A 17,543-nucleotide genomic window follows, 5' to 3' on the forward strand; every position below is an offset into this window, starting at 1 on the left:
ACGCCCCCTGCGGATGCCCCCGCGCTCTGGCCCCCAGGGAACGACTCACTCACGAACACCCGCCCGTACGGGCCCCGCCCAGGCACGCCTCACCCCTCGGCCCCCGCCCCAACCCGACCCGTGTGCGCCCCGCCCACGGACACCCACCGGGCTGACGCTCACCCCCCGGAACACCCGGACGCACCCCGCACCTCGCCCTCACCCGCCCGCCCCCGCAAGCACCCGCCCCAGCACCCCCCGCGCGTACGCCTCGTCATACGGCACCCCCGTCAGCAGCACCTGCAGACAGATGCCGTCGACGACCGCCACCAGTGCCCGCGCGGTCACCGGATCCGTGTGCCGGGACAGCAGCTCGGCGACGCCCTCGGCCCACTCGGCGGCGACGGGCCGCAGGGCGGGCCGACGCAGCGCGGCGAGGTACAGCTCGTACTCCAGCTCCACCCCCGTCCGGTCGCCCGCGAGCCACTCCCCCATCCACGCGGCGAGTTCGGCCGCCAGATCGGTGCCCGGGTCCTCCAGGCCGCCGCGCGAGGCGACCACCTTGGCGAAGCCCTCGTTGGCCTGCCGCAGCGCGGCGACCAGCAGCTCGTCGAGGGTTTTGAAGTGGTACGTCGTCGAGCCGAGCGGCACATCGGCCTCGGCGGCCGCACTGCGGTGACTCAGCCCGGCGATCCCCTTCGCTCCGACGACCCGGATCGCCGCGTCGATGATCCGCTGGCGCCGCTCGGGGTCGTGACGCCGGGCCATCAGTGGGCTCCGCCCAGGTTCAGCACCACGACCCCGACGATGATCAGCGCGATGCCGGCGGCCTTGGCGCCGGTCATGCCCTCGCCCATGAACGCGATCCCGATCGTGGCGATGGCTGCGGTGCCGACTCCGGCCCAGATGGCGTAGGCCGTGCCGACCGAGACGGTCTTCAGGGTCTGCGCGAGCAGCGCGAAGGAGACGACGTAGCCGAAAACCGTGAGCAGCGACGGTCCGAACCTGCTGAAGCCGTCGCTGTACTTCATTGCGGTGGTCGCACCGACTTCGGCGGCTATGGCCCCGGCCAGCAGCAGATATCCCATATGTACAAGCGTACAGAGCGGATGTACACCCGTACACAACGCGATGTGGATATCGGAGGGAAACCGCTCTCCCAAAACCAGTCACAGGCGCCCCACGTGTCCACTACGGTGTCACCGATCACACCCCGGGCCACCACTACTGCGCCGCCGTCAAGGGTGCCCCGCTGGAGGAACAGCGCATGTCAGAAGACAAGTCCCGGCCACCACAGGACCGCCCCTGGGAGAGCGGCTGGGCTCCGGACACCACCCGGGCGCCGGGGACGCGACGGCTCTGGCTGGCGGGCACGCTGGCCCTCGCCACGATCACCGCGTGCGTCACGGCCATCGCCGTGATGGACAGCGAGTCCAATGAGCCGGAATCCCGGGCGGCGGTGCCGACCACCCTGAGCAGTTCGGCACCGGGAGGCCTGATCTCCTTCGCGACCCCCTCCAAGGACGGCACCGAGAAACCAGGCGCGGACCGTGCCGAGCCGTCCCCCACCCCCAGCACCAGCGCTTCGAGCGCCTCCGCGAGTCCGAAGCCCGGGGAGAAGGCCCCGAAGCCGCCGAAGACGTCCCCGCCCCCCTCGAAGCAGCCGAAGCCCCCGTCCACGCACGGCATATCCATACGCGCGGTCAACTTCCCCGACCGCTACTGGCGGGTGCGCGACGGCTACGTGCGTCTGGACCAGATCGGATCGGGCTCCGAGCAGCGTGAGGACGCCACCTTCAGGCGCGTCGCGGGCCTCGCCGACTCCTCCTGCTACTCCTTCACCACCGCGGACGGCCGCTATCTGCGCCACCGCAGCTTCGTCCTGGTCGCGAACACGAACGACGGCTCGTCCCTCTTCCGCGAGGACGCCACGTTCTGCCCCCGCTACTGGTTCGCGTCCGGCACGCTCTCGCTGGAGTCGGTCAACTACCCGGGCCGCTTCCTGCGCCACCGTAACTTCCAGCTCCGCCTGGACCCCTACGAGAACAGCCAGCAGTACCGCTCGGACTCGTCGTTCCAGATGGTGGCCGGGCTGGACTGAGCGCAATGCGTGAGGGCGGCACCCGGTCCGGGTGCCGCCCTCACGTGGGTCGGTGGATCTCAGACGTTGAAGCCGAGAGCCCGCAGCTGCTCGCGTCCGTCGTCCGTGATCTTGTCGGGGCCCCACGGGGGCATCCAGACCCAGTTGATCCGCAGCTCGCTCACGAGGCCGTCCGTGGCGGACTTCGCCTGGTCCTCGATGACGTCCGTCAGCGGGCAGGCCGCCGACGTCAGGGTCATGTCGAGCGTCGCGATGTTCGCGTCGTCGATGTGGATGCCGTAGATCAGGCCGAGGTTGACGACGTCGATGCCCAGCTCGGGGTCGACCACGTCGTACAGCGCCTCACGGACCTCTTCCTCAGAGGCCGGCTTCATCTCAACGGTCTCGCTCATGCCGTCGTCTCCTTCTCGGCGTCGGCTCCGCCCAGTACCTGGGCCGTCGCGTCCTTCCAGGCCATCCAGCTCAGCAGGGCGCACTTCACCCGGGCCGGGTACTTGGACACCCCGGCGAACGCGACCGCGTCCTCCAGGATCTCCTCCATCGCGTCGTCGGGTTCGAGCTTCCCCTTGGACTGCATCAGCTCCAGGAAGGTCTCCTGGATCTTCCGCGCGTCGGAGAGGTCCTTGCCGACGAGGAGGTCGTTCAGTACGGACGCGCTCGCCTGGCTGATCGAACAGCCCTGGCCCTCGTACGAGACGTCCTCGATCGTGGTGCCCTCGTACTTCACGCGCAGCGTGATCTCGTCACCGCACGTCGGGTTGACGTGGTGCACCTCGGCGTCGCCATCCCGCAAGCCCCGCCCGTGCGGGTTCTTGTAGTGGTCCAGGATGACTTCCTGGTACATGGAGTCCAGTTTCACCGTTCAGCACGCCCCTCAGCCGAAGAAGTTCCGTACGTGCTCCAAGCCGTCGACCAGTGCGTCGATCTCGGCCGGCGTGGAGTACAGATAGAACGACGCTCGCGTGGTCGCAGGAATTCCGTAGCGGAGGCAGACCGGCCGTGCGCAGTGGTGGCCGACCCGGACCGCGATGCCCTGCTCGTCGAGGACCTGGCCCACGTCGTGCGGGTGGATGTCCCCGAGGGTGAAGCTGATGGCCGCGCCGCGGTCCTCGGCCGTGGTCGGGCCGATGATGCGCAGGTCGGGGACCTCCGCGAACCGCTTCACCGCGTACTCGGTGAGTGCGTGCTCGTGGGCGAGGACCTTGTCCATGCCGATCGAGTTGAGGTAGTCGATCGCCGCGCCGAGTCCGACCGCCTGGGCGATCGGGGGCGTGCCCGCCTCGAACTTGTGGGGCGCCGGGGCGTAGGTCGAGGAGTGCATCGACACCGTCTCGATCATCTCGCCGCCGCCGAGGAACGGAGGCAGGTCCTCCAGCAGCTCCTGGCGGCCCCAGAGGACACCGATGCCGGTCGGGCCGCACATCTTGTGGCCGGTGAAGGCCACGAAGTCGGCCTGAAGGGCCTGTACGTCCAGCGGCATGTGCGGCGCGGCCTGGGAGGCGTCGATGCACACCAGCGCACCGACCTCCTGGGCGCGGCGCACGATCGCCTCGACCGGGTTCTGCGTGCCGAGGATGTTGGAGACCAGCACGAAGGAGACGATCTTCGTCTTCTCCGTGATGACCTCGTCGATGTTCGACAGGTCGAGGCGGCCGTCGTCGGTCAGGCCGAACCACTTCAGCTTCGCGCCCGTGCGCTGCGCGAGCAGCTGCCACGGCACGATGTTGGAGTGGTGCTCCATCTCCGTGATGACGATCTCGGTCTCGGAGTCCACGCGGTAGGGCTCGTCGGCCCAGCCCAGCATGTTCGCCACGAGGTTGAGCGACTCCGAGGCGTTCTTGGTGAAGATCACCTCGTCACGGCTGGGTGCGTTGATGAACTCCGCGACCTTGTCGCGCGCACCTTCGTACAGCGCCGTGGCCTCCTCGGCGAGCACATGCACACCGCGGTGGACGTTGGCGTTGTAGCGCTCGTAGTACTCGCTCAGGGCGTCCAGCACCTGGCGCGGCTTCTGGCTGGTCGCCGCGTTGTCCAGGTACACGAGCTTCCGGCCTTCGTGGACCTGGCGGTCCAGGATGGGGAAGTCCTTGCGGATCGCCTCTGTGTCGAGGAGGCCCGGCAGCAATGTCACGCGGATGCGCCACCCTTCGTGTCGGCTCCGTCGTGCTTCGCGTAGGCCTCGTAGCCCTCGTTCTCCAGCTTGTCGGCGAGCTCGGCGCCGCCGGATTCGACGATCCGGCCGCCGGAGAAGACGTGCACGTGGTCGGGCTTGATGTAGCGGAGGATGCGCGTGTAGTGCGTGATCAGCAGGGTGCCGACCTCGCCCGTCTCGCGGACCCGGTTCACGCCCTCCGACACGACACGCAGCGCGTCGACGTCCAGGCCGGAGTCGGTCTCGTCGAGGACCGCGACCTTCGGCTTGAGCAGTTCGAGCTGGAGGATCTCGTGGCGCTTCTTCTCACCGCCGGAGAAGCCCTCGTTGACGTTGCGCTCGGCGAAGGACGGGTCGATGTTGAGGCGCTCCATGGCCTCCTTGACCTCCTTCACCCAGGTGCGCAGCTTGGGGGCCTCGCCGCGGACGGCAGTGGCGGAGGTGCGCAGGAAGTTCGACACGGAGACGCCCGGGACCTCGACCGGGTACTGCATGGCGAGGAACAGGCCGGCGCGGGCGCGCTCGTCGACGGACATCTCCAGGACGTCCTCGCCGTCGAGGGTGACGGTGCCGCCGGTGATCGTGTACTTCGGGTGACCCGCGAGGGAGTAGGCGAGAGTCGACTTGCCGGAGCCGTTGGGGCCCATGATGGCGTGCGTCTCGCCCTGCTTCACGGTGAGGTCGACACCCTTGAGGATTTCCTTCGTACCGTTCTCGACCTCGACGGTGACGTGCAGGTCTCGGATTTCAAGCGTTGCCATGGGTGCCTCAGGACTCCTGGGTGAGGGAGACGAGCACGTCGTCCCCATCGATCTGTACGGGGTATACGGGGACGGGGCGCGTCGCCGGAAGGGCGTCGGGCTTGCCGGAACGGAGGTCGAAACGCGAGCCGTGCAGCCAGCACTCGATGTGGCAGTCGTCGACCTCGCCCTCCGACAGGGAGACGTTCGCGTGCGAGCAGATGTCGTGGATCGCGAACACCTCGCCCTCGGTCTGCACGATGGACAGGGGCGTGCCGTCGAGTTCCACCCGTTTGGGGGTGTCCTCCTCCAGCTCGCCCAGTCCACAGACGCGTACGAAGGTCATGCGACCGCCGCCTCCAGCTCCTCCTCGATCCGGGCGATCAGGCGCTCCTCGATGTCGGGGAGGCCGATCTGCTGGACGAGTTCGGCGAAGAAGCCGCGGACCACCAGACGGCGGGCCTCGTACTCCGGGATGCCGCGGGCCATGAGGTAGAAGAGCTGCTCGTCGTCGAAGCGGCCGGTCGTCGAGGCGTGGCCGGCGCCGACGATCTCCCCGGTCTCGATCTCGAGGTTCGGTACGGAGTCCACCCGCGCCCCGTCCGTGAGGACCAGGTTGCGGTTCATCTCGTACGTGTCGGTGCCCTCGGCCTTGGCCTCGATGAGCACGTCGCCGATCCACACCGCGTGCGCGTCCTCGCCCTGGAGCGCGCCCTTGTAGACGACGTGCGACTTGCAGTGCGGGACGTTGTGGTCGACCAGGAGGCGATGCTCCTGGTGCTGGCCCTGGTCGGTGAAGTACAGGCCGAACAGCTCGGCCTCGGCGCCGGGGCCGGCGTACTGCACGCGGGGGTGCAGTCGGACGAGGTCGCCGCCGAAGGTGACGACGACCGACTTGAAGGAGGCGTCGCGGCCGACGAGCGCGTTGTGCTGGGCGACGTGGACGGCCTTGTCGTCCCAGTCCTGGACGGAGACGACGGTGAGCTTGGCGCCGTCGCCCAGGAGGTAGTCGACGTTGGCGGCGAGCACCGCGTCACCGGTGTGGTCGATGACCACGACCGCTTCGGCGAAGGCGCCCAGCTCGATCACCTGGTGGCCGAAGGCGGTGCCGCCCTCGCCGTGCACCGCGATGCGGATGGGCTCGGTGAGGACGGTCTCCTTGGGGACGGTCACGACACCGGCCTTCTCGAACGCCGAGTAGGCCTGGGCGGCGACGCGGTCCACCGGGGTGCCGGCCTTGCCGAGGCGCGCGTCGTCACGGCCGACGGCCTCGACGGTGACGCCCTCGGGGGCCTGGACCTCGACCTTGACGCCGTTGCCGGTGGCGACGGCGGTGCCGTCGTGCAGGCCGCGCAGGCGCTCCAGCGGGGTGAACCGCCACTCCTCCTCACGGCCGTGCGGGACGGGGAAGTCCGCCACGTCGAAGGAGGGGGGCGCGCTCATGCGCGTGGCGACGGTCGACTCCGCGGCGACCGCGATCGAGCCCGCGGTGGTGGATCCCACGGGGATGTTCTGGGCCTCAGCCATGGCTGTCGTAGTGCTCTCTTTCCTGGGTAGGACGTCTGCTGTCGAGGGGGCGGGTCAGCCGACCGCGCCTTCCATCTGCAGCTCGATCAGCCGGTTGAGCTCCAGCGCGTACTCCATGGGGAGCTCCTTGGCGATGGGCTCGACGAAGCCGCGCACGATCATCGCCATGGCTTCGAACTCGCTCAGGCCGCGGCTCATCAGGTAGAAGAGCTGGTCCTCGGAGACCTTGGAGACGGTCGCCTCGTGGCCCATGGACACGTCGTCCTCGCGGACGTCCACGTAGGGGTAGGTGTCCGAGCGGGAGATGGTGTCGACGAGCAGCGCGTCGCAGAGCACGTTCGACTTGGAGCCGTGGGCGCCCTCGCCGATCTCGACGAGGCCGCGGTAGGACGTACGGCCGCCACCACGCGCCACGGACTTCGAGACGATGTTGGAGGACGTGTTCGGCGCCATGTGGACCATCTTGGAGCCGGCGTCCTGGTGCTGGCCCTCGCCGGCGAAGGCGATGGACAGGGTCTCGCCCTTGGCGTGCTCGCCCATCAGGTAGACGGCCGGGTACTTCATCGTCACCTTGGAGCCGATGTTGCCGTCGATCCACTCCATGGTCGCGCCCTCGTAGGCGACGGCGCGCTTGGTGACCAGGTTGTAGACGTTGTTCGACCAGTTCTGGATGGTCGTGTAGCGGCAGCGGGCGTTCTTCTTGACGATGATCTCGACGACCGCGGAGTGCAGCGAGTCCGACTTGTAGATCGGGGCGGTGCAGCCCTCGACGTAGTGCACGTAGGCACCCTCGTCGACGATGATCAGGGTCCGCTCGAACTGGCCCATGTTCTCCGTGTTGATGCGGAAGTAGGCCTGGAGCGGAATCTCCACGTGGACGCCCGGCGGCACGTAGATGAAGGAGCCGCCCGACCACACGGCGGAGTTCAGCGACGCGAACTTGTTGTCGCCGACGGGGATGACGGTCCCGAAGTACTCCTTGAAGAGCTCCGGGTGCTCCTTCAGCGCGGTGTCGGTGTCGAGGAAGATGACGCCCTGCTCCTCCAGGTCCTCACGGATCTGGTGGTAGACGACCTCGGACTCGTACTGCGCGGCGACACCGGCGACGAGGCGCTGCTTCTCCGCCTCGGGGATGCCGAGCTTGTCGTACGTGGCCTTGATGTCCTCGGGCAGGTCCTCCCAGGACTCCGCCTGCTTCTCCGTGGAGCGCACGAAGTACTTGATGTTGTCGAAGTCGATGCCCGACAGGTCCGAGCCCCAGTTCGGCATGGGCTTCTTCTCGAACAGGCGCAGGCCCTTGAGCCGGAGCTTGGTCATCCACTCCGGCTCGCTCTTCTTGGAGGAGATGTCCCGGACGACGTCCTCGTTGATGCCGCGCTTGGCAGAGGCGCCGGCCGTGTCGGAGTCGGCCCAGCCGTACTCGTACTTGCCCAGGCCCTCGAGCTCGGGGTGGGCAGTCTCCGTGGGGAGAGTCATGCGGGGTTCCTCCCGGCCGTGCTTGCAGATGCGTTGTGGGAAATCTTGGGGATGAACGTCGTGCAGACACCGTCGCCGTGCGCGATGGTGGCGAGCCGCTGTACGTGCGTACCGAGCAGCTCGGCGAAGAATTCCGTCTCCGCCTCGCACAGTTGCGGGAACTGCTCGGCGACGTGGGCGACCGGGCAGTGGTGCTGACAGAGCTGCTCACCCTTCTGGGGGTGGGGCGCGTTGCGCGCCGTAGCAGCGTACCCGTCGGCACTCAGAGCCTTGGCCAGCGCTTCGGCCCGCTTCTCGGGCGGTACGCCCTCGACCGCCCGGCGGTAGGCGCCCGCCTGTGCGGCGATCCTGGCGCGGGCGAAGGCGGCGATCGCCTCGTTGCCGCCCTCGCGGTCGGCGATCCAGCGCAGGGCGTCCGCCGCGAGCGTGTCGTACGACTGGTCGAAGGCGTCCCGGCCGCAGTCCGTCAGGGCGAACGCCTTGGCCGGCCGGCCGCGGGTCCGCGCGCCGTACACCCGCTGCTCGCGCGCCTCCACGACACCGTCGCCCGTGAGGGCGTCGAGGTGCCGGCGCACGGCCGCCTGGGTGAGGCCCAGCCGCTCGGCGAGCTCGGCGACGGTCGAGGGGCCGTGGTCCAGGATGGACCGGGCGACCCGGTTGCGGGTGGACCGCTCCCCGGTCACCAGCTCCTCGTGGGATGCCTCGCCGACGTTTTTCACAACGCCATTGTTGCGTAATTCTTCCGGACCGGGCAAGCCGCGTGTGCCGCACACCACGGTGCCCTGCGTCACTTAGGTGAACCTAATCTGACCTGCGGAAACGATCTCTGATCGATCAAACGGGTGGCATCCGGCAGCCGCATCGGGGACACTCCGGAACCATGCCCACACCCCCTCCGACCGGCCCTCTTGTCACCCGCGAGACGCTCCGGACGCAGCTCGGCGACCTCGGTGTACAGCCCGGCGAGACCCTTCTCGTGCACTCCTCGCTCAGCGCCCTCGGATGGGTCAACGGCGGCACTGTGGCTGTGGTACGGGGATTGCTCGACGCACTCGGCCCCGAGGGCACGCTCGTGGTCCCCACCCAGACCGGCGACCTGTCCGACCCGGCCCTGTGGAGCAACCCGCCCGTGCCCCCCGAATGGTGGACGGCCATCCGCGCCACCATGCCCGCCTACGACCCGCTGACCACGCCCTCCCGCGGGGTCGGCGTCGTCCCGGAGACGGTGCGGACCTGGCCCGGCGCCCTGCGCAGCGCGCACCCGCAGACCTCGTTCGCGGCGCTCGGCCCGCGCGCGGCGGAAGTGCTCGAGGGACACGCACCCGACTGCCGGCTCGGTGAGCGGAGCCCCCTGGCGAAGCTGGAGGCGATGGGCGCCCGGGTGCTGCTGCTCGGCGCCGGCTACGCCTCCTGTACGAGCTTCCACCTGGCCGAGTACCGGATCCCGTCTCCGACCGTCGCCGTGGGCCGCCCGGGTCCGGAAGGCTGGGAGACCGTGACCGAGGTGTCGATCAGCTCGGACCGTTTCGACGAGCTGGGCTACGACTTCGAACGGGACCGTCCCGTCGTGCGCGGCAAGGTCGGGGCCGCCGAGGCGCGGCTGTTCCCGGTGAAGGACGCGGTGGACTACGCCGGACGGTGGCTCGCGGTGCACCGGCCGCGCGACGAGGAGTAGCCGCACCCCCCGGTCCGGACCGCCGCGCGCCTACCTAGACTCTGGACCCATGCGAAGTGAGCCCGTGGTCCAGGTCCAGGCCCTGGTGAAGCGGTACGGCACGAAGACCGCGGTGGACGGGCTCGACCTGGTGGCCCGGGCGGGCGTGACCGCCGTACTCGGCCCCAACGGGGCGGGCAAGACGACCACGGTCGAGACCTGCGAGGGGTACCGGAAGCCGGATTCCGGCACGGTGCGCGTCCTGGGCCTCGACCCGGTGAGACAGTCCGCCGCCCTGCGGCCCCGCATCGGCGTGATGCTCCAGTCCGGCGGCGTCTACTCGGGCTCCCGGGCCGACGAGATGCTCCGCCACGTCGCCAGGCTGCACGCGCATCCGCTGGACGTGGACGCGCTGATCGAGCGACTGGGGCTCGGCTCCTGCGGCCGTACGACGTACCGGCGGCTGTCCGGCGGGCAGCAGCAGCGGCTCGCCCTGGCCATGGCCGTGGTCGGGCGACCGGAACTGGTCTTCCTCGACGAGCCCACCGCCGGGCTCGACCCCCAGGCCCGCCACGCCACCTGGGACCTCGTCCGGGACCTGCGCGCGGACGGTGTCTCGGTGATCCTCACCACCCACTACATGGACGAGGCCGAGCAGCTCGCCGACGACGTCGCGATCATCGACGCCGGCCGGGTCATCGCCCACGGCTCCCCGGAGGAGCTGTGCCGGGGCGGCGCCGAGAACACGCTCCGCTTCACGGGCCGGCCCGGCCTCGACGTGGGCTCGCTGCTGAAGGCCCTGCCCGCCGACTGCTCGGCCGCCGAGCTGACGCCGGGTTCCTACCGGGTCGTCGGCAAGGTCGACCCGCAACTGCTCGCCACGGTCACCTCCTGGTGCGCCCAGCACGGCGTGATGCCGGAGAGGATCTCGGTCGAGCGCCACACCCTCGAGGACGTCTTCTTGGAGCTCACCGGCAAGGAGCTGCGCTCATGACCGCCACCGGGATGTACACGCCGAGGCCCGGCGCGGCCCCGCTCCCCCGCATGATCGCGGCCCAGGCCGCGCTCGAGACGAAGATGCTGCTGCGCAACGGCGAGCAGCTGCTGCTGACCGTCGTCATCCCGACCCTGCTCCTGGTGCTCTTCAGCACCGTGGACATCGTCGACACCGGCGCCGGCGAGGCGGTCGACTTCCTCGCGCCCGGCATCCTCGCCCTCGCGGTGATGTCGACGGCGTTCACCGGCCAGGCCATCGCCACCGGCTTCGAGCGCCGCTACGGCGTGCTGAAGCGGCTCGCGTCCTCGCCCCTGCCCCGCTGGGGCCTGATGACGGCGAAGACGCTGTCCGTCCTGGTCACCGAGATCCTCCAGGTGATCCTGCTGACGGTGATCGCCTTCGCCCTCGGCTGGTCGCCGCAGGGCAATCCGGTCGCGGTCCTGCTGCTCCTGGTCCTCGGCACGGCGGCCTTCTCGGGCCTGGGCCTGCTGATGGCCGGGACGCTGAAGGCCGAGGCGACGCTGGCCGCGGCCAACCTGGTGTTCCTGCTGCTGCTCGTCGGCGGCGGGGTCGTCGTGCCGCTGGACAAGTTCCCCGCCGGCGCGCAGGACGTGCTGGGTCTGCTGCCGATCGCGGCCCTGTCCGACGGGCTGCGGGACGTGCTCCAGCACGGCGCCGGGATGCCCTGGGGCGACCTCGGGATCCTGGCCGTCTGGGCGGTCGTGGGGCTGGCGGCGGCCGGGAAGTTCTTCCGCTGGGAGTAGGCGAGGTGTTCTGTGACCGACCCTCGTGAAAGCGTGCACAAGCGGCGGCCTACGATGGTTCGCGTGCCAAACGTGACCCGCGCCGACGCCACCGCCGCCCTGCGCAACCCGCTCGCCTTCATCGCCGAGCGCTGGACCCCCGAACCCCGGACGGTCCGGCGCGCGGCCCTCACCGCGCTGCTGATGTCGGTGATCATCGTCGTCACCGGTGGCGCGGTGCGGCTGACCGGCTCGGGCCTGGGCTGCCCGACCTGGCCCAAGTGCACCGACGACTCGCTCACCGCGACCAGCGCGATGGGCTTCCACGGCGCCATCGAGTTCGGCAACCGCATGCTGACGTACGTGCTGTGCGCCGCGGTCGGCTGGGCGATCATCGCCGCGCGGTCGCAGAAGCCGTACCGGCGCGCTCTGGTCCGGCTGGGCTGGGCGCAGTTCTGGATCGTCATGAGCAACGCGGTGCTCGGCGGCATCGTGGTGCTGGTCGGCCTCAACCCGTACACGGTCGCGGCGCACTTCGTGGCGACGTCCGCGCTCATCGCGGTGGCCACGGTGATGTGGCAGCGCACCCGGGAGGGTGACGCGGCACCGCGCCCGCTGGTCGGAAAGGCCGTGCAGCAACTGGTGTGGTTCCTGGTCGCGGCGGCCGTCCTGCTCATCCTGGTCGGCACGGTCGTCACCGGCGCGGGCCCGCACGCGGGCGACTCCAGCGAGGTCGAGCGGATGCCGGTCGACTGGGAGACGGTGAGCAAGCTGCACGCCGTGCTGGCGTGGATCGTGGTGACGCTGACGTTCGCCCTGTGGTTCGTCCTCAAGGCGGTCGACGCGCCCAGGAACCCGCTGAACCGCACCCGCGAGCTGTTCCTGATCCTGCTCGCGCAGGGCGTCATCGGCTACGTCCAGTACTTCACGGACCTGCCCGAGGTGCTGGTCGGCCTGCACATGCTCGGTTCGGCCGTGATGTGGATCTGGGTGCTGCGGGTGGTGCTGTCGCTGCGCGAGCGGCCGGAGGCCGCTGTGGACCTGCCCGGTCCCACCGCCGAGGCCACCCTGACCAAGGCCTAGTCGAGCCCGTACACCCGTCGCGCGTTCCCCGACGCCAGCATGGCCGCCACCCGCTGCGCGTCGGCGAGCGACCAGGCACCCTCGGCCACCCAGGTGCCGAGCACGCGGCCGAGGGCCTCGCGGAACAGGCGGGCGCCCACCACGTGCAGTTCGGGCAGGCCCTGAGCCCCGGTGGAGAAGAGGATCTTGCCGAACGGGGCCAGCTCCAGGATCTCCGCGAGGACGGTCGCGGCCCGGGCGCCCGTGCGGACCAGGGCGGCGCCGCAGTCGACGTGGACGTGCGGGAAGACACCGGCGAGATGGGCGGCGTGCCGGTGGTACGGGTAGCCGTGCAGCAGCACGAGGTCCGTGCCCAGGCCGGCCGTGGCCCGCACGAAGTCCGTCAGCAGCACCGGGTCCGTACGGTCGATCCGCAGCCCCGGCGCGCCCAGCCCCGCGTGCAGCTGGAGCGGCAGGCCGGAGGCGACGGCGCTCCACAGCAGATGCCGCAGCAGCACCGGGTCGCTCAGCTCCCCGCCGACCCCGCGCCCGGCGAGCCAGCGGCCGGCCGCCCCGCGCACCTCCCCCGGCCCGGGCGGCTCCGGTGCGAGCGCGAGACCGTGCCGTACGCCCGCGACCGAGGTGAAGGCGACGGCGTCGGCGGCGGCCGCGTGCACCGACTCGGCGAGGTTGGCGAGGAAGGACTCGACGGTCCCGGAGGTGTCGGCGACCTGCTCGGCGAGGAGTTCCAGACGCACGATCTCGCGGGCCTCGGCGGCTCCGGCGGAGGCCAGCTCACCGGGTTCCGTCAGATCGCCGGGGAGTCCGGTGTCGACCAGGTACGTGGTGATGCCGCTGCCGCGCAGGAGCCGACGGCCGGATTCAAGGACGCCCAGTTCCCGGCGTCGGCCCAGGTAGCGGGCGGGCGTGCAGTGCGGTTCCAGGCCGAGCAGGGGTGGGCACCAGCGCCGCACGGCGAAGCCGGTCTGGGTGTCGAACAGGGTGGTGCCAGGAGCGGGTGGGCCCTCGGTGCGGCTGAGCTGGGCCTCGAAGGTGCCGAGGCCCAGCTCTGTGCGGAGCACTCCGTGGCAGTACTGGTCCACCAGTGACGGAGTTTCGATCATCCGGGCCTCCCGGTTGGACCTTGTTGCTCTCAAGGGTCCTAACGGGTGAACCGGGTTCGAGGTCGCGGCCCCCATGGGGGGGTGCGGGTGTTCTGGCGGCCGCGGGAGGTGTGTGGCTGGTCGCGCCCACGCGGCGGAGCCGCACATCGACGCAGCCCCGCACCCCTTGAGGTCAGTCGTTCTTGGGGCCGCCCACCTGGATCCCGGCCATCCGCGACCACTCGTAGCGGCCCGTCTTCACCTTCGCCGCGAACTCGCCGTCGAAGGACTCGTGGGTCGTGATGCCCGACTTCTCCACGGCCTGCACGGCGATCTCGTGGGAGGGTGCGACCAGGTCGCCCCAGTTGCCGTCCTCGCCGACCAGGACGATGCGGGCGCCGCGCTCGCCGAGGTAGGCGACCTGGCCCTCGGCGCCGCCGTGGGCCTTGGAGAAGGAGGAGATCTGCTGGGCCAGCCGGGCCACCTTGCGCTCGGCCTTCGGGTCAACCTGCTGCGTGTCTGCCATGGCCAGGATGCTACTCACGAGTAGATCGACTGGCGAGGGCAGGGGCCTGTGACGTACGTCGGTGCGTCAGCGCAGGAACGGGTCGACCGCGACCGCCACGAACAGCAGCGAGACGTAGGTGATCGACCAGTGGAACAGGCGCATCTCCTTCAGCTTCGCGCCCGTCACCTCCGCCTTCGCGCGGTTCTGAAGGCCGTGCGCCTCCCAGAGCCAGAAGCCGCCCGCGAGCAGCGCGACCGAGGTGTAGAACCAGCCGGTGTAGCCGAGCGGGGTCAGCAGGAGCGAGACGGCGACCATGACCCAGCTGTAGATCACGATCTGCTTGGCGACCACCTTGTTGGAGGCGACCACCGGCAGCATGGGCACCCCGACGCGCGCGTAGTCCTCCTTGACCTTCATGGACAGCGGCCAGTAGTGCGGCGGCGTCCAGAAGAACATGACCATGAAGAGGATGACCGGCGCCCACGACATCGAGTTCGTGACCGAGGACCAGCCGATCAGCACCGGCAGGCAGCCGGCGATGCCGCCCCACACGATGTTCTGCGAGGTACGGCGCTTGAGGATCATCGTGTAGACGACCACGTAGAAGAGGAGCGCGCCGAGGGCGAGCCAGGCGCTCAGCCAGTTCACCGTGAGGCCGAAGAGCAGGGTGGACGTGATGGCCAGGGTGATGCCGAAGGCCAGGCACTCGCGCGGGCTGACCATGCCGGTGACCAGCGGGCGCTGCGAGGTGCGGTCCATCAGCGCGTCGATGTCGCGGTCGATGTACATGTTGAGCGCGTTGGCGCCACCCGCGGACAGGTAGCCGCCGAGGCACGTCAGCAGCACCAGCGTCAGGTCGGGCACGCCCTGCTGCGCCAGGAACATCACCGGCACCGTCGTGATCAGCAGCAGTTCGATGATCCGCGGCTTGGTGAGAGCCACGAATGCCATGACACGGGCCCCGAGCGGCCGGTGGGCCGGGCTCTGGTCCGTCCCGGTCATCCCCGCTGGACGGGATTCAACGGCCGTCACGCACACCCCTACAGAGACATCCCAGCAAGCCTCACCCCTGTGAAGTCCCGGTAAAGGCTCGCGCGTACCACGCCACTTTAGACGTTGCCCAGACTCGGACATTCGCGGGGGTCCGGTCGTGTTGGCGGACACCTTCCGAAGGGCGCGCCGAAGCTCGATTGAGCACCCGGATGAGCGGCTCCGTATTCACCTGTCGACTGCGCTACGGCCCAGTCAGGAAGCGGATCGGGATCCGTCCCGGCACTCTGGAGTGACTCGAAAAAACGCACGTCCCACGGGGGTAGGCTCGACTGCGGCCGGTGGGCGCCCCGATACACCGGCATCCGACATGTGGAGAGGAGCCCTGACTCAGGGTGAGCACCAAGCCGACCACCACAGACCTCGAGTGGACCGAGTTGGACCAGCGGTCCGTCGACACCGCGCGTGTCCTGGCCGCCGATGCCGTACAGAAGGTCGGTAACGGCCATCCGGGTACGGCGATGAGCCTGGCGCCTGCCGCCTACACCCTCTTCCAGAAGGTGATGCGGCACGACCCGGCGGACGCCGACTGGGTCGGGCGGGACCGCTTCGTGCTGTCCGCCGGCCACTCGTCCCTGACCCTCTACACCCAGCTGTACCTGGCCGGCTTCGGCCTGGAGCTGGACGACCTGAAGTCCTTCCGCACCTGGGGCTCGAAGACCCCCGGCCACCCCGAGTACGGGCACACGACCGGTGTGGAGACGACGACCGGGCCGCTCGGCCAGGGTGTCGCCAACGCGGTGGGCATGGCGATGGCCGCCCGCTACGAGCGCGGCCTGTTCGACCCGGAGGCCGCCGAGGGCGAGTCGCCGTTCGACCACTTCATCTACTGCATCGCCGGTGACGGCTGCCTCCAGGAGGGCATTTCCTCCGAGGCCTCGTCCCTCGCGGGCCACCAGAAGCTCGGCAACCTGATCCTGCTGTGGGACGACAACCACATCTCGATCGAGGGCGACACCGAGACGGCCGTCTCCGAGGACACGGCGAAGCGGTACGAGGCCTACGGCTGGCACGTGCAGCGCGTGGAGCCGAAGGCCGACGGCGACCTGGACCCGGCCGCGATCTTCGAGGCGATCCAGAAGGCCAAGGCCGTCACGGACCGGCCGTCGTTCATCGCGATGCGCTCGATCATCGCCTGGCCGGCCCCGAACGCGCAGAACACCGAGGCCGCACACGGCTCGGCGCTCGGCGACGACGAGGTCGCGGCGACCAAGCGCGTCCTGGGCTTCGACCCGGAGCAGTCCTTCGAGGTCTCCGACGAGGTCATCACGCACACCCGCAAGGCGCTGGAGCGGGGCCAGGCGGCCCGCGCGGTGTGGGACAAGGCGTACCAGCAGTGGCGGGACAACAACCCCGAGCGCGCCGCGGAGTACGACCGGATCGCCAAGGGTGAGCTGCCCACCGGCTGGGAGGAGAAGATCCCGGTCTTCGAGGTCGGCAAGGGCGTGGCCACGCGTGCCGCCTCCGGCAAGGTGCTGCAGGCCCTCGGCGGGGTCATCCCGGAACTGTGGGGCGGCTCGGCCGACCTGGCCGGCTCCAACAACACCACGATCGACAAGACCAGCTCCTTCCTCCCGGCGGACAACCCGCTGCCGGAGGCGGACCCGTACGGCCGCACGATCCACTTCGGTATCCGCGAGCACGCGATGGCCGCCGAGATGAACGGCATCGCGCTGCACGGCAACACCCGCATCTACGGCGGCACCTTCCTGGTGTTCTCCGACTACATGCGCAACGCGGTGCGGCTGTCGGCGCTGATGCACCTTCCGGTGACGTACGTGTGGACGCACGACTCCATCGGTCTGGGCGAGGACGGCCCGACGCACCAGCCGGTCGAGCACCTGGCCGCGCTGCGCGCGATCCCGGGCCTGAACGTCGTGCGTCCGGCCGACGCCAACGAGACCGCCATCGCCTGGCGCGAGATCCTGGGGCGCTGGACGAAGGAGTTCGGCAAGGGGCAGCCGCACGGTCTGGCGCTGACGCGTCAGGGCGTTCCGACGTACGAGCCCAACGAGGACGCGGCCAAGGGCGGTTACGTCCTGTTCGAGGCCGAGGGCGGTGACGCCGAGGTGATCCTCATCGCCACCGGCTCCGAGGTGCACGTCGCCGTCGAGGCGCGCGAGCAGCTCCAGGGCGCCGGCGTGCCCACGCGCGTGGTGTCCATGCCGTCGGTGGAGTGGTTCGAGCAGCAGGACCAGGGGTACCGGGACAGCGTCCTGCCGCCGTCCGTCCGGGCCCGTGTCGCGGTGGAGGCCGGTATCGGTCTCACGTGGCACAAGTACGTGGGGGACGCCGGCCGCATCGTTTCCCTGGAGCACTTCGGTGCTTCGGCCGACGGCAAGGTCCTTTTCCGCGAGTTCGGCTTCACTCCCGAGAACGTGGCCGCCGCCGCGCGGGAATCGATCGCCGCAGCTCAGCGCTGACGCTTATACACGACACGTAGGAGATGGA

At 69.8% G+C, this 17,543-nt stretch carries 19 protein-coding genes; 6 read left to right on the forward strand and 13 right to left on the reverse strand.

Features of this window, described 5'->3' with window-relative positions; genetic code table 11:
- Positions 1–198: 198 nt before the first annotated feature.
- Together QOL88_RS09025 and QOL88_RS09030 are read right to left on the reverse strand one after the other, a co-directional pair.
- Entirely contained in the window at positions 199–747 is a 549-nt protein-coding gene (locus tag QOL88_RS09025) for a TetR/AcrR family transcriptional regulator (protein ID WP_097215932.1), read from the reverse strand.
- Positions 747–1,067 (reverse strand): DMT family transporter, encoded by a 321-nt coding sequence (locus tag QOL88_RS09030; RefSeq protein ID WP_097215933.1) that lies wholly within the window; start codon positions 1,065–1,067, stop codon positions 747–749. The genes QOL88_RS09025 and QOL88_RS09030 overlap by 1 nt, the downstream gene beginning before the upstream one ends.
- A gap of 332 nt (positions 1,068–1,399) precedes the next feature.
- Between QOL88_RS09030 and QOL88_RS09035 the strand changes: the two genes are divergently transcribed.
- Positions 1,400–2,080, forward strand: coding sequence for an AbfB domain-containing protein (locus QOL88_RS09035; protein ID WP_373559339.1), 681 nt, complete (start codon positions 1,400–1,402; stop codon positions 2,078–2,080).
- Between the two features lie 59 nt (positions 2,081–2,139).
- On the opposite strand, the gene QOL88_RS09040 is transcribed toward QOL88_RS09035, so the two are convergent.
- Genes QOL88_RS09040 through QOL88_RS09075 form a run of 8 tightly spaced genes read right to left on the reverse strand, consistent with a single transcriptional unit; the run spans position 2,140 to position 8,694 of the window.
- Positions 2,140–2,472, reverse strand: coding sequence for a metal-sulfur cluster assembly factor (locus QOL88_RS09040; RefSeq protein ID WP_028809645.1), 333 nt, complete (start codon positions 2,470–2,472; stop codon positions 2,140–2,142).
- On the reverse strand, positions 2,469–2,939 hold the full coding sequence (sufU, locus tag QOL88_RS09045) for a Fe-S cluster assembly sulfur transfer protein SufU (RefSeq protein ID WP_097215935.1): 471 nt from the start codon (positions 2,937–2,939) through the stop codon (positions 2,469–2,471). Before sufU ends, QOL88_RS09040 begins: the two co-directional genes overlap by 4 nt.
- 15 nt (positions 2,940–2,954) lie before the next feature.
- Complete coding sequence (locus tag QOL88_RS09050) at positions 2,955–4,211, reverse strand: cysteine desulfurase (protein ID WP_097215936.1); 1,257 nt, start codon at positions 4,209–4,211, stop codon at positions 2,955–2,957.
- The gene (sufC, locus tag QOL88_RS09055; protein WP_097215937.1) at positions 4,208–4,993 is read right to left on the reverse strand and encodes a Fe-S cluster assembly ATPase SufC; all 786 of its coding nucleotides are present in this window, start codon (positions 4,991–4,993) and stop codon (positions 4,208–4,210) included. The genes QOL88_RS09050 and sufC overlap by 4 nt, the downstream gene beginning before the upstream one ends.
- A gap of 7 nt (positions 4,994–5,000) precedes the next feature.
- Entirely contained in the window at positions 5,001–5,318 is a 318-nt protein-coding gene (locus QOL88_RS09060) for a non-heme iron oxygenase ferredoxin subunit (RefSeq protein WP_097215938.1), read from the reverse strand.
- Positions 5,315–6,499, reverse strand: a complete 1,185-nt coding sequence (gene sufD, locus QOL88_RS09065; protein ID WP_097215939.1) for a Fe-S cluster assembly protein SufD — start codon at positions 6,497–6,499, stop codon at positions 5,315–5,317. The genes QOL88_RS09060 and sufD overlap by 4 nt, the downstream gene beginning before the upstream one ends.
- A 54-nt stretch (positions 6,500–6,553) precedes the next feature.
- On the reverse strand, positions 6,554–7,975 hold the full coding sequence (gene sufB / locus QOL88_RS09070; RefSeq protein ID WP_097215940.1) for a Fe-S cluster assembly protein SufB: 1,422 nt from the start codon (positions 7,973–7,975) through the stop codon (positions 6,554–6,556).
- The gene (locus tag QOL88_RS09075) at positions 7,972–8,694 is read right to left on the reverse strand and encodes a helix-turn-helix transcriptional regulator (RefSeq protein WP_097215941.1); all 723 of its coding nucleotides are present in this window, start codon (positions 8,692–8,694) and stop codon (positions 7,972–7,974) included. Before QOL88_RS09075 ends, sufB begins: the two co-directional genes overlap by 4 nt.
- Before the next feature lie 161 nt (positions 8,695–8,855).
- Here QOL88_RS09075 and QOL88_RS09080 point away from each other — a divergent pair, with 161 nt between their 5' ends.
- From QOL88_RS09080 to QOL88_RS09095, 4 genes are read left to right on the forward strand one after another with little or no spacing between them, the layout of a single operon-like run.
- On the forward strand, positions 8,856–9,650 hold the full coding sequence (locus tag QOL88_RS09080) for an AAC(3) family N-acetyltransferase (protein WP_283445882.1): 795 nt from the start codon (positions 8,856–8,858) through the stop codon (positions 9,648–9,650).
- A 49-nt stretch (positions 9,651–9,699) separates the two neighbouring features.
- Positions 9,700–10,623: an ABC transporter ATP-binding protein gene (locus QOL88_RS09085; protein WP_097215942.1), complete on the forward strand. Its 924-nt coding sequence runs from the start codon at positions 9,700–9,702 to the stop codon at positions 10,621–10,623.
- Positions 10,620–11,390 (forward strand): ABC transporter permease, encoded by a 771-nt coding sequence (locus QOL88_RS09090; protein ID WP_097215943.1) that lies wholly within the window; start codon positions 10,620–10,622, stop codon positions 11,388–11,390. Before QOL88_RS09085 ends, QOL88_RS09090 begins: the two co-directional genes overlap by 4 nt.
- A 54-nt stretch (positions 11,391–11,444) precedes the next feature.
- Complete coding sequence (locus QOL88_RS09095) at positions 11,445–12,452, forward strand: COX15/CtaA family protein (RefSeq protein ID WP_097215944.1); 1,008 nt, start codon at positions 11,445–11,447, stop codon at positions 12,450–12,452.
- Here QOL88_RS09095 and QOL88_RS09100 read toward each other — a convergent pair.
- The 3 genes from QOL88_RS09100 to QOL88_RS09110 form a co-directional block, all read right to left on the reverse strand.
- Positions 12,449–13,555, reverse strand: coding sequence for an amidohydrolase family protein (locus QOL88_RS09100; RefSeq protein ID WP_097215945.1), 1,107 nt, complete (start codon positions 13,553–13,555; stop codon positions 12,449–12,451). The genes QOL88_RS09095 and QOL88_RS09100 overlap by 4 nt on opposite strands.
- 172 nt (positions 13,556–13,727) lie before the next feature.
- On the reverse strand, positions 13,728–14,060 hold the full coding sequence (locus tag QOL88_RS09105; protein ID WP_097215946.1) for a hypothetical protein: 333 nt from the start codon (positions 14,058–14,060) through the stop codon (positions 13,728–13,730).
- 66 nt (positions 14,061–14,126) lie between these two features.
- Positions 14,127–15,044 (reverse strand): heme o synthase, encoded by a 918-nt coding sequence (locus tag QOL88_RS09110; RefSeq protein ID WP_179878811.1) that lies wholly within the window; start codon positions 15,042–15,044, stop codon positions 14,127–14,129.
- A 383-nt stretch (positions 15,045–15,427) separates the two neighbouring features.
- Between QOL88_RS09110 and tkt the strand changes: the two genes are divergently transcribed.
- Entirely contained in the window at positions 15,428–17,515 is a 2,088-nt protein-coding gene (tkt, locus tag QOL88_RS09115) for a transketolase (protein ID WP_097215947.1), read from the forward strand.
- Positions 17,516–17,543: the final 28 nt, after the last annotated feature.

Source organism: Streptomyces sp. Ag82_O1-12 (assembly GCF_900182715.1).
Taxonomy (GTDB): Bacteria; Actinomycetota; Actinomycetes; order Streptomycetales; family Streptomycetaceae; genus Streptomyces; species Streptomyces massasporeus.

Excerpts from the sequence above, each read along its gene's own strand:
- QOL88_RS09040 (WP_028809645.1), bottom strand. The coding sequence starts at position 2,472 with ATGAGCGAGACCGTTGAGATGAAGCCGGCCTCTGAGGAAGAGGTCCGT.
- sufB (WP_097215940.1), bottom strand. The coding sequence starts at position 7,975 with ATGACTCTCCCCACGGAGACTGCCCACCCCGAGCTCGAGGGCCTGGGC.
- QOL88_RS09095 (WP_097215944.1), top strand. The coding sequence starts at position 11,445 with ATGGTTCGCGTGCCAAACGTGACCCGCGCCGACGCCACCGCCGCCCTG.
- QOL88_RS09030 (WP_097215933.1), bottom strand. The coding sequence starts at position 1,067 with ATGGGATATCTGCTGCTGGCCGGGGCCATAGCCGCCGAAGTCGGTGCG.
- QOL88_RS09085 (WP_097215942.1), top strand. The coding sequence starts at position 9,700 with ATGCGAAGTGAGCCCGTGGTCCAGGTCCAGGCCCTGGTGAAGCGGTAC.
- QOL88_RS09100 (WP_097215945.1), bottom strand. The coding sequence starts at position 13,555 with ATGATCGAAACTCCGTCACTGGTGGACCAGTACTGCCACGGAGTGCTC.
- QOL88_RS09090 (WP_097215943.1), top strand. The coding sequence starts at position 10,620 with ATGACCGCCACCGGGATGTACACGCCGAGGCCCGGCGCGGCCCCGCTC.
- QOL88_RS09110 (WP_179878811.1), bottom strand. The coding sequence starts at position 15,044 with ATGACCGGGACGGACCAGAGCCCGGCCCACCGGCCGCTCGGGGCCCGT.
- QOL88_RS09060 (WP_097215938.1), bottom strand. The coding sequence starts at position 5,318 with ATGACCTTCGTACGCGTCTGTGGACTGGGCGAGCTGGAGGAGGACACC.
- sufD (WP_097215939.1), bottom strand. The coding sequence starts at position 6,499 with ATGGCTGAGGCCCAGAACATCCCCGTGGGATCCACCACCGCGGGCTCG.
- QOL88_RS09080 (WP_283445882.1), top strand. The coding sequence starts at position 8,856 with ATGCCCACACCCCCTCCGACCGGCCCTCTTGTCACCCGCGAGACGCTC.
- QOL88_RS09025 (WP_097215932.1), bottom strand. The coding sequence starts at position 747 with ATGGCCCGGCGTCACGACCCCGAGCGGCGCCAGCGGATCATCGACGCG.
- QOL88_RS09035 (WP_373559339.1), top strand. The coding sequence starts at position 1,400 with ATGGACAGCGAGTCCAATGAGCCGGAATCCCGGGCGGCGGTGCCGACC.
- sufC (WP_097215937.1), bottom strand. The coding sequence starts at position 4,993 with ATGGCAACGCTTGAAATCCGAGACCTGCACGTCACCGTCGAGGTCGAG.
- QOL88_RS09105 (WP_097215946.1), bottom strand. The coding sequence starts at position 14,060 with ATGGCAGACACGCAGCAGGTTGACCCGAAGGCCGAGCGCAAGGTGGCC.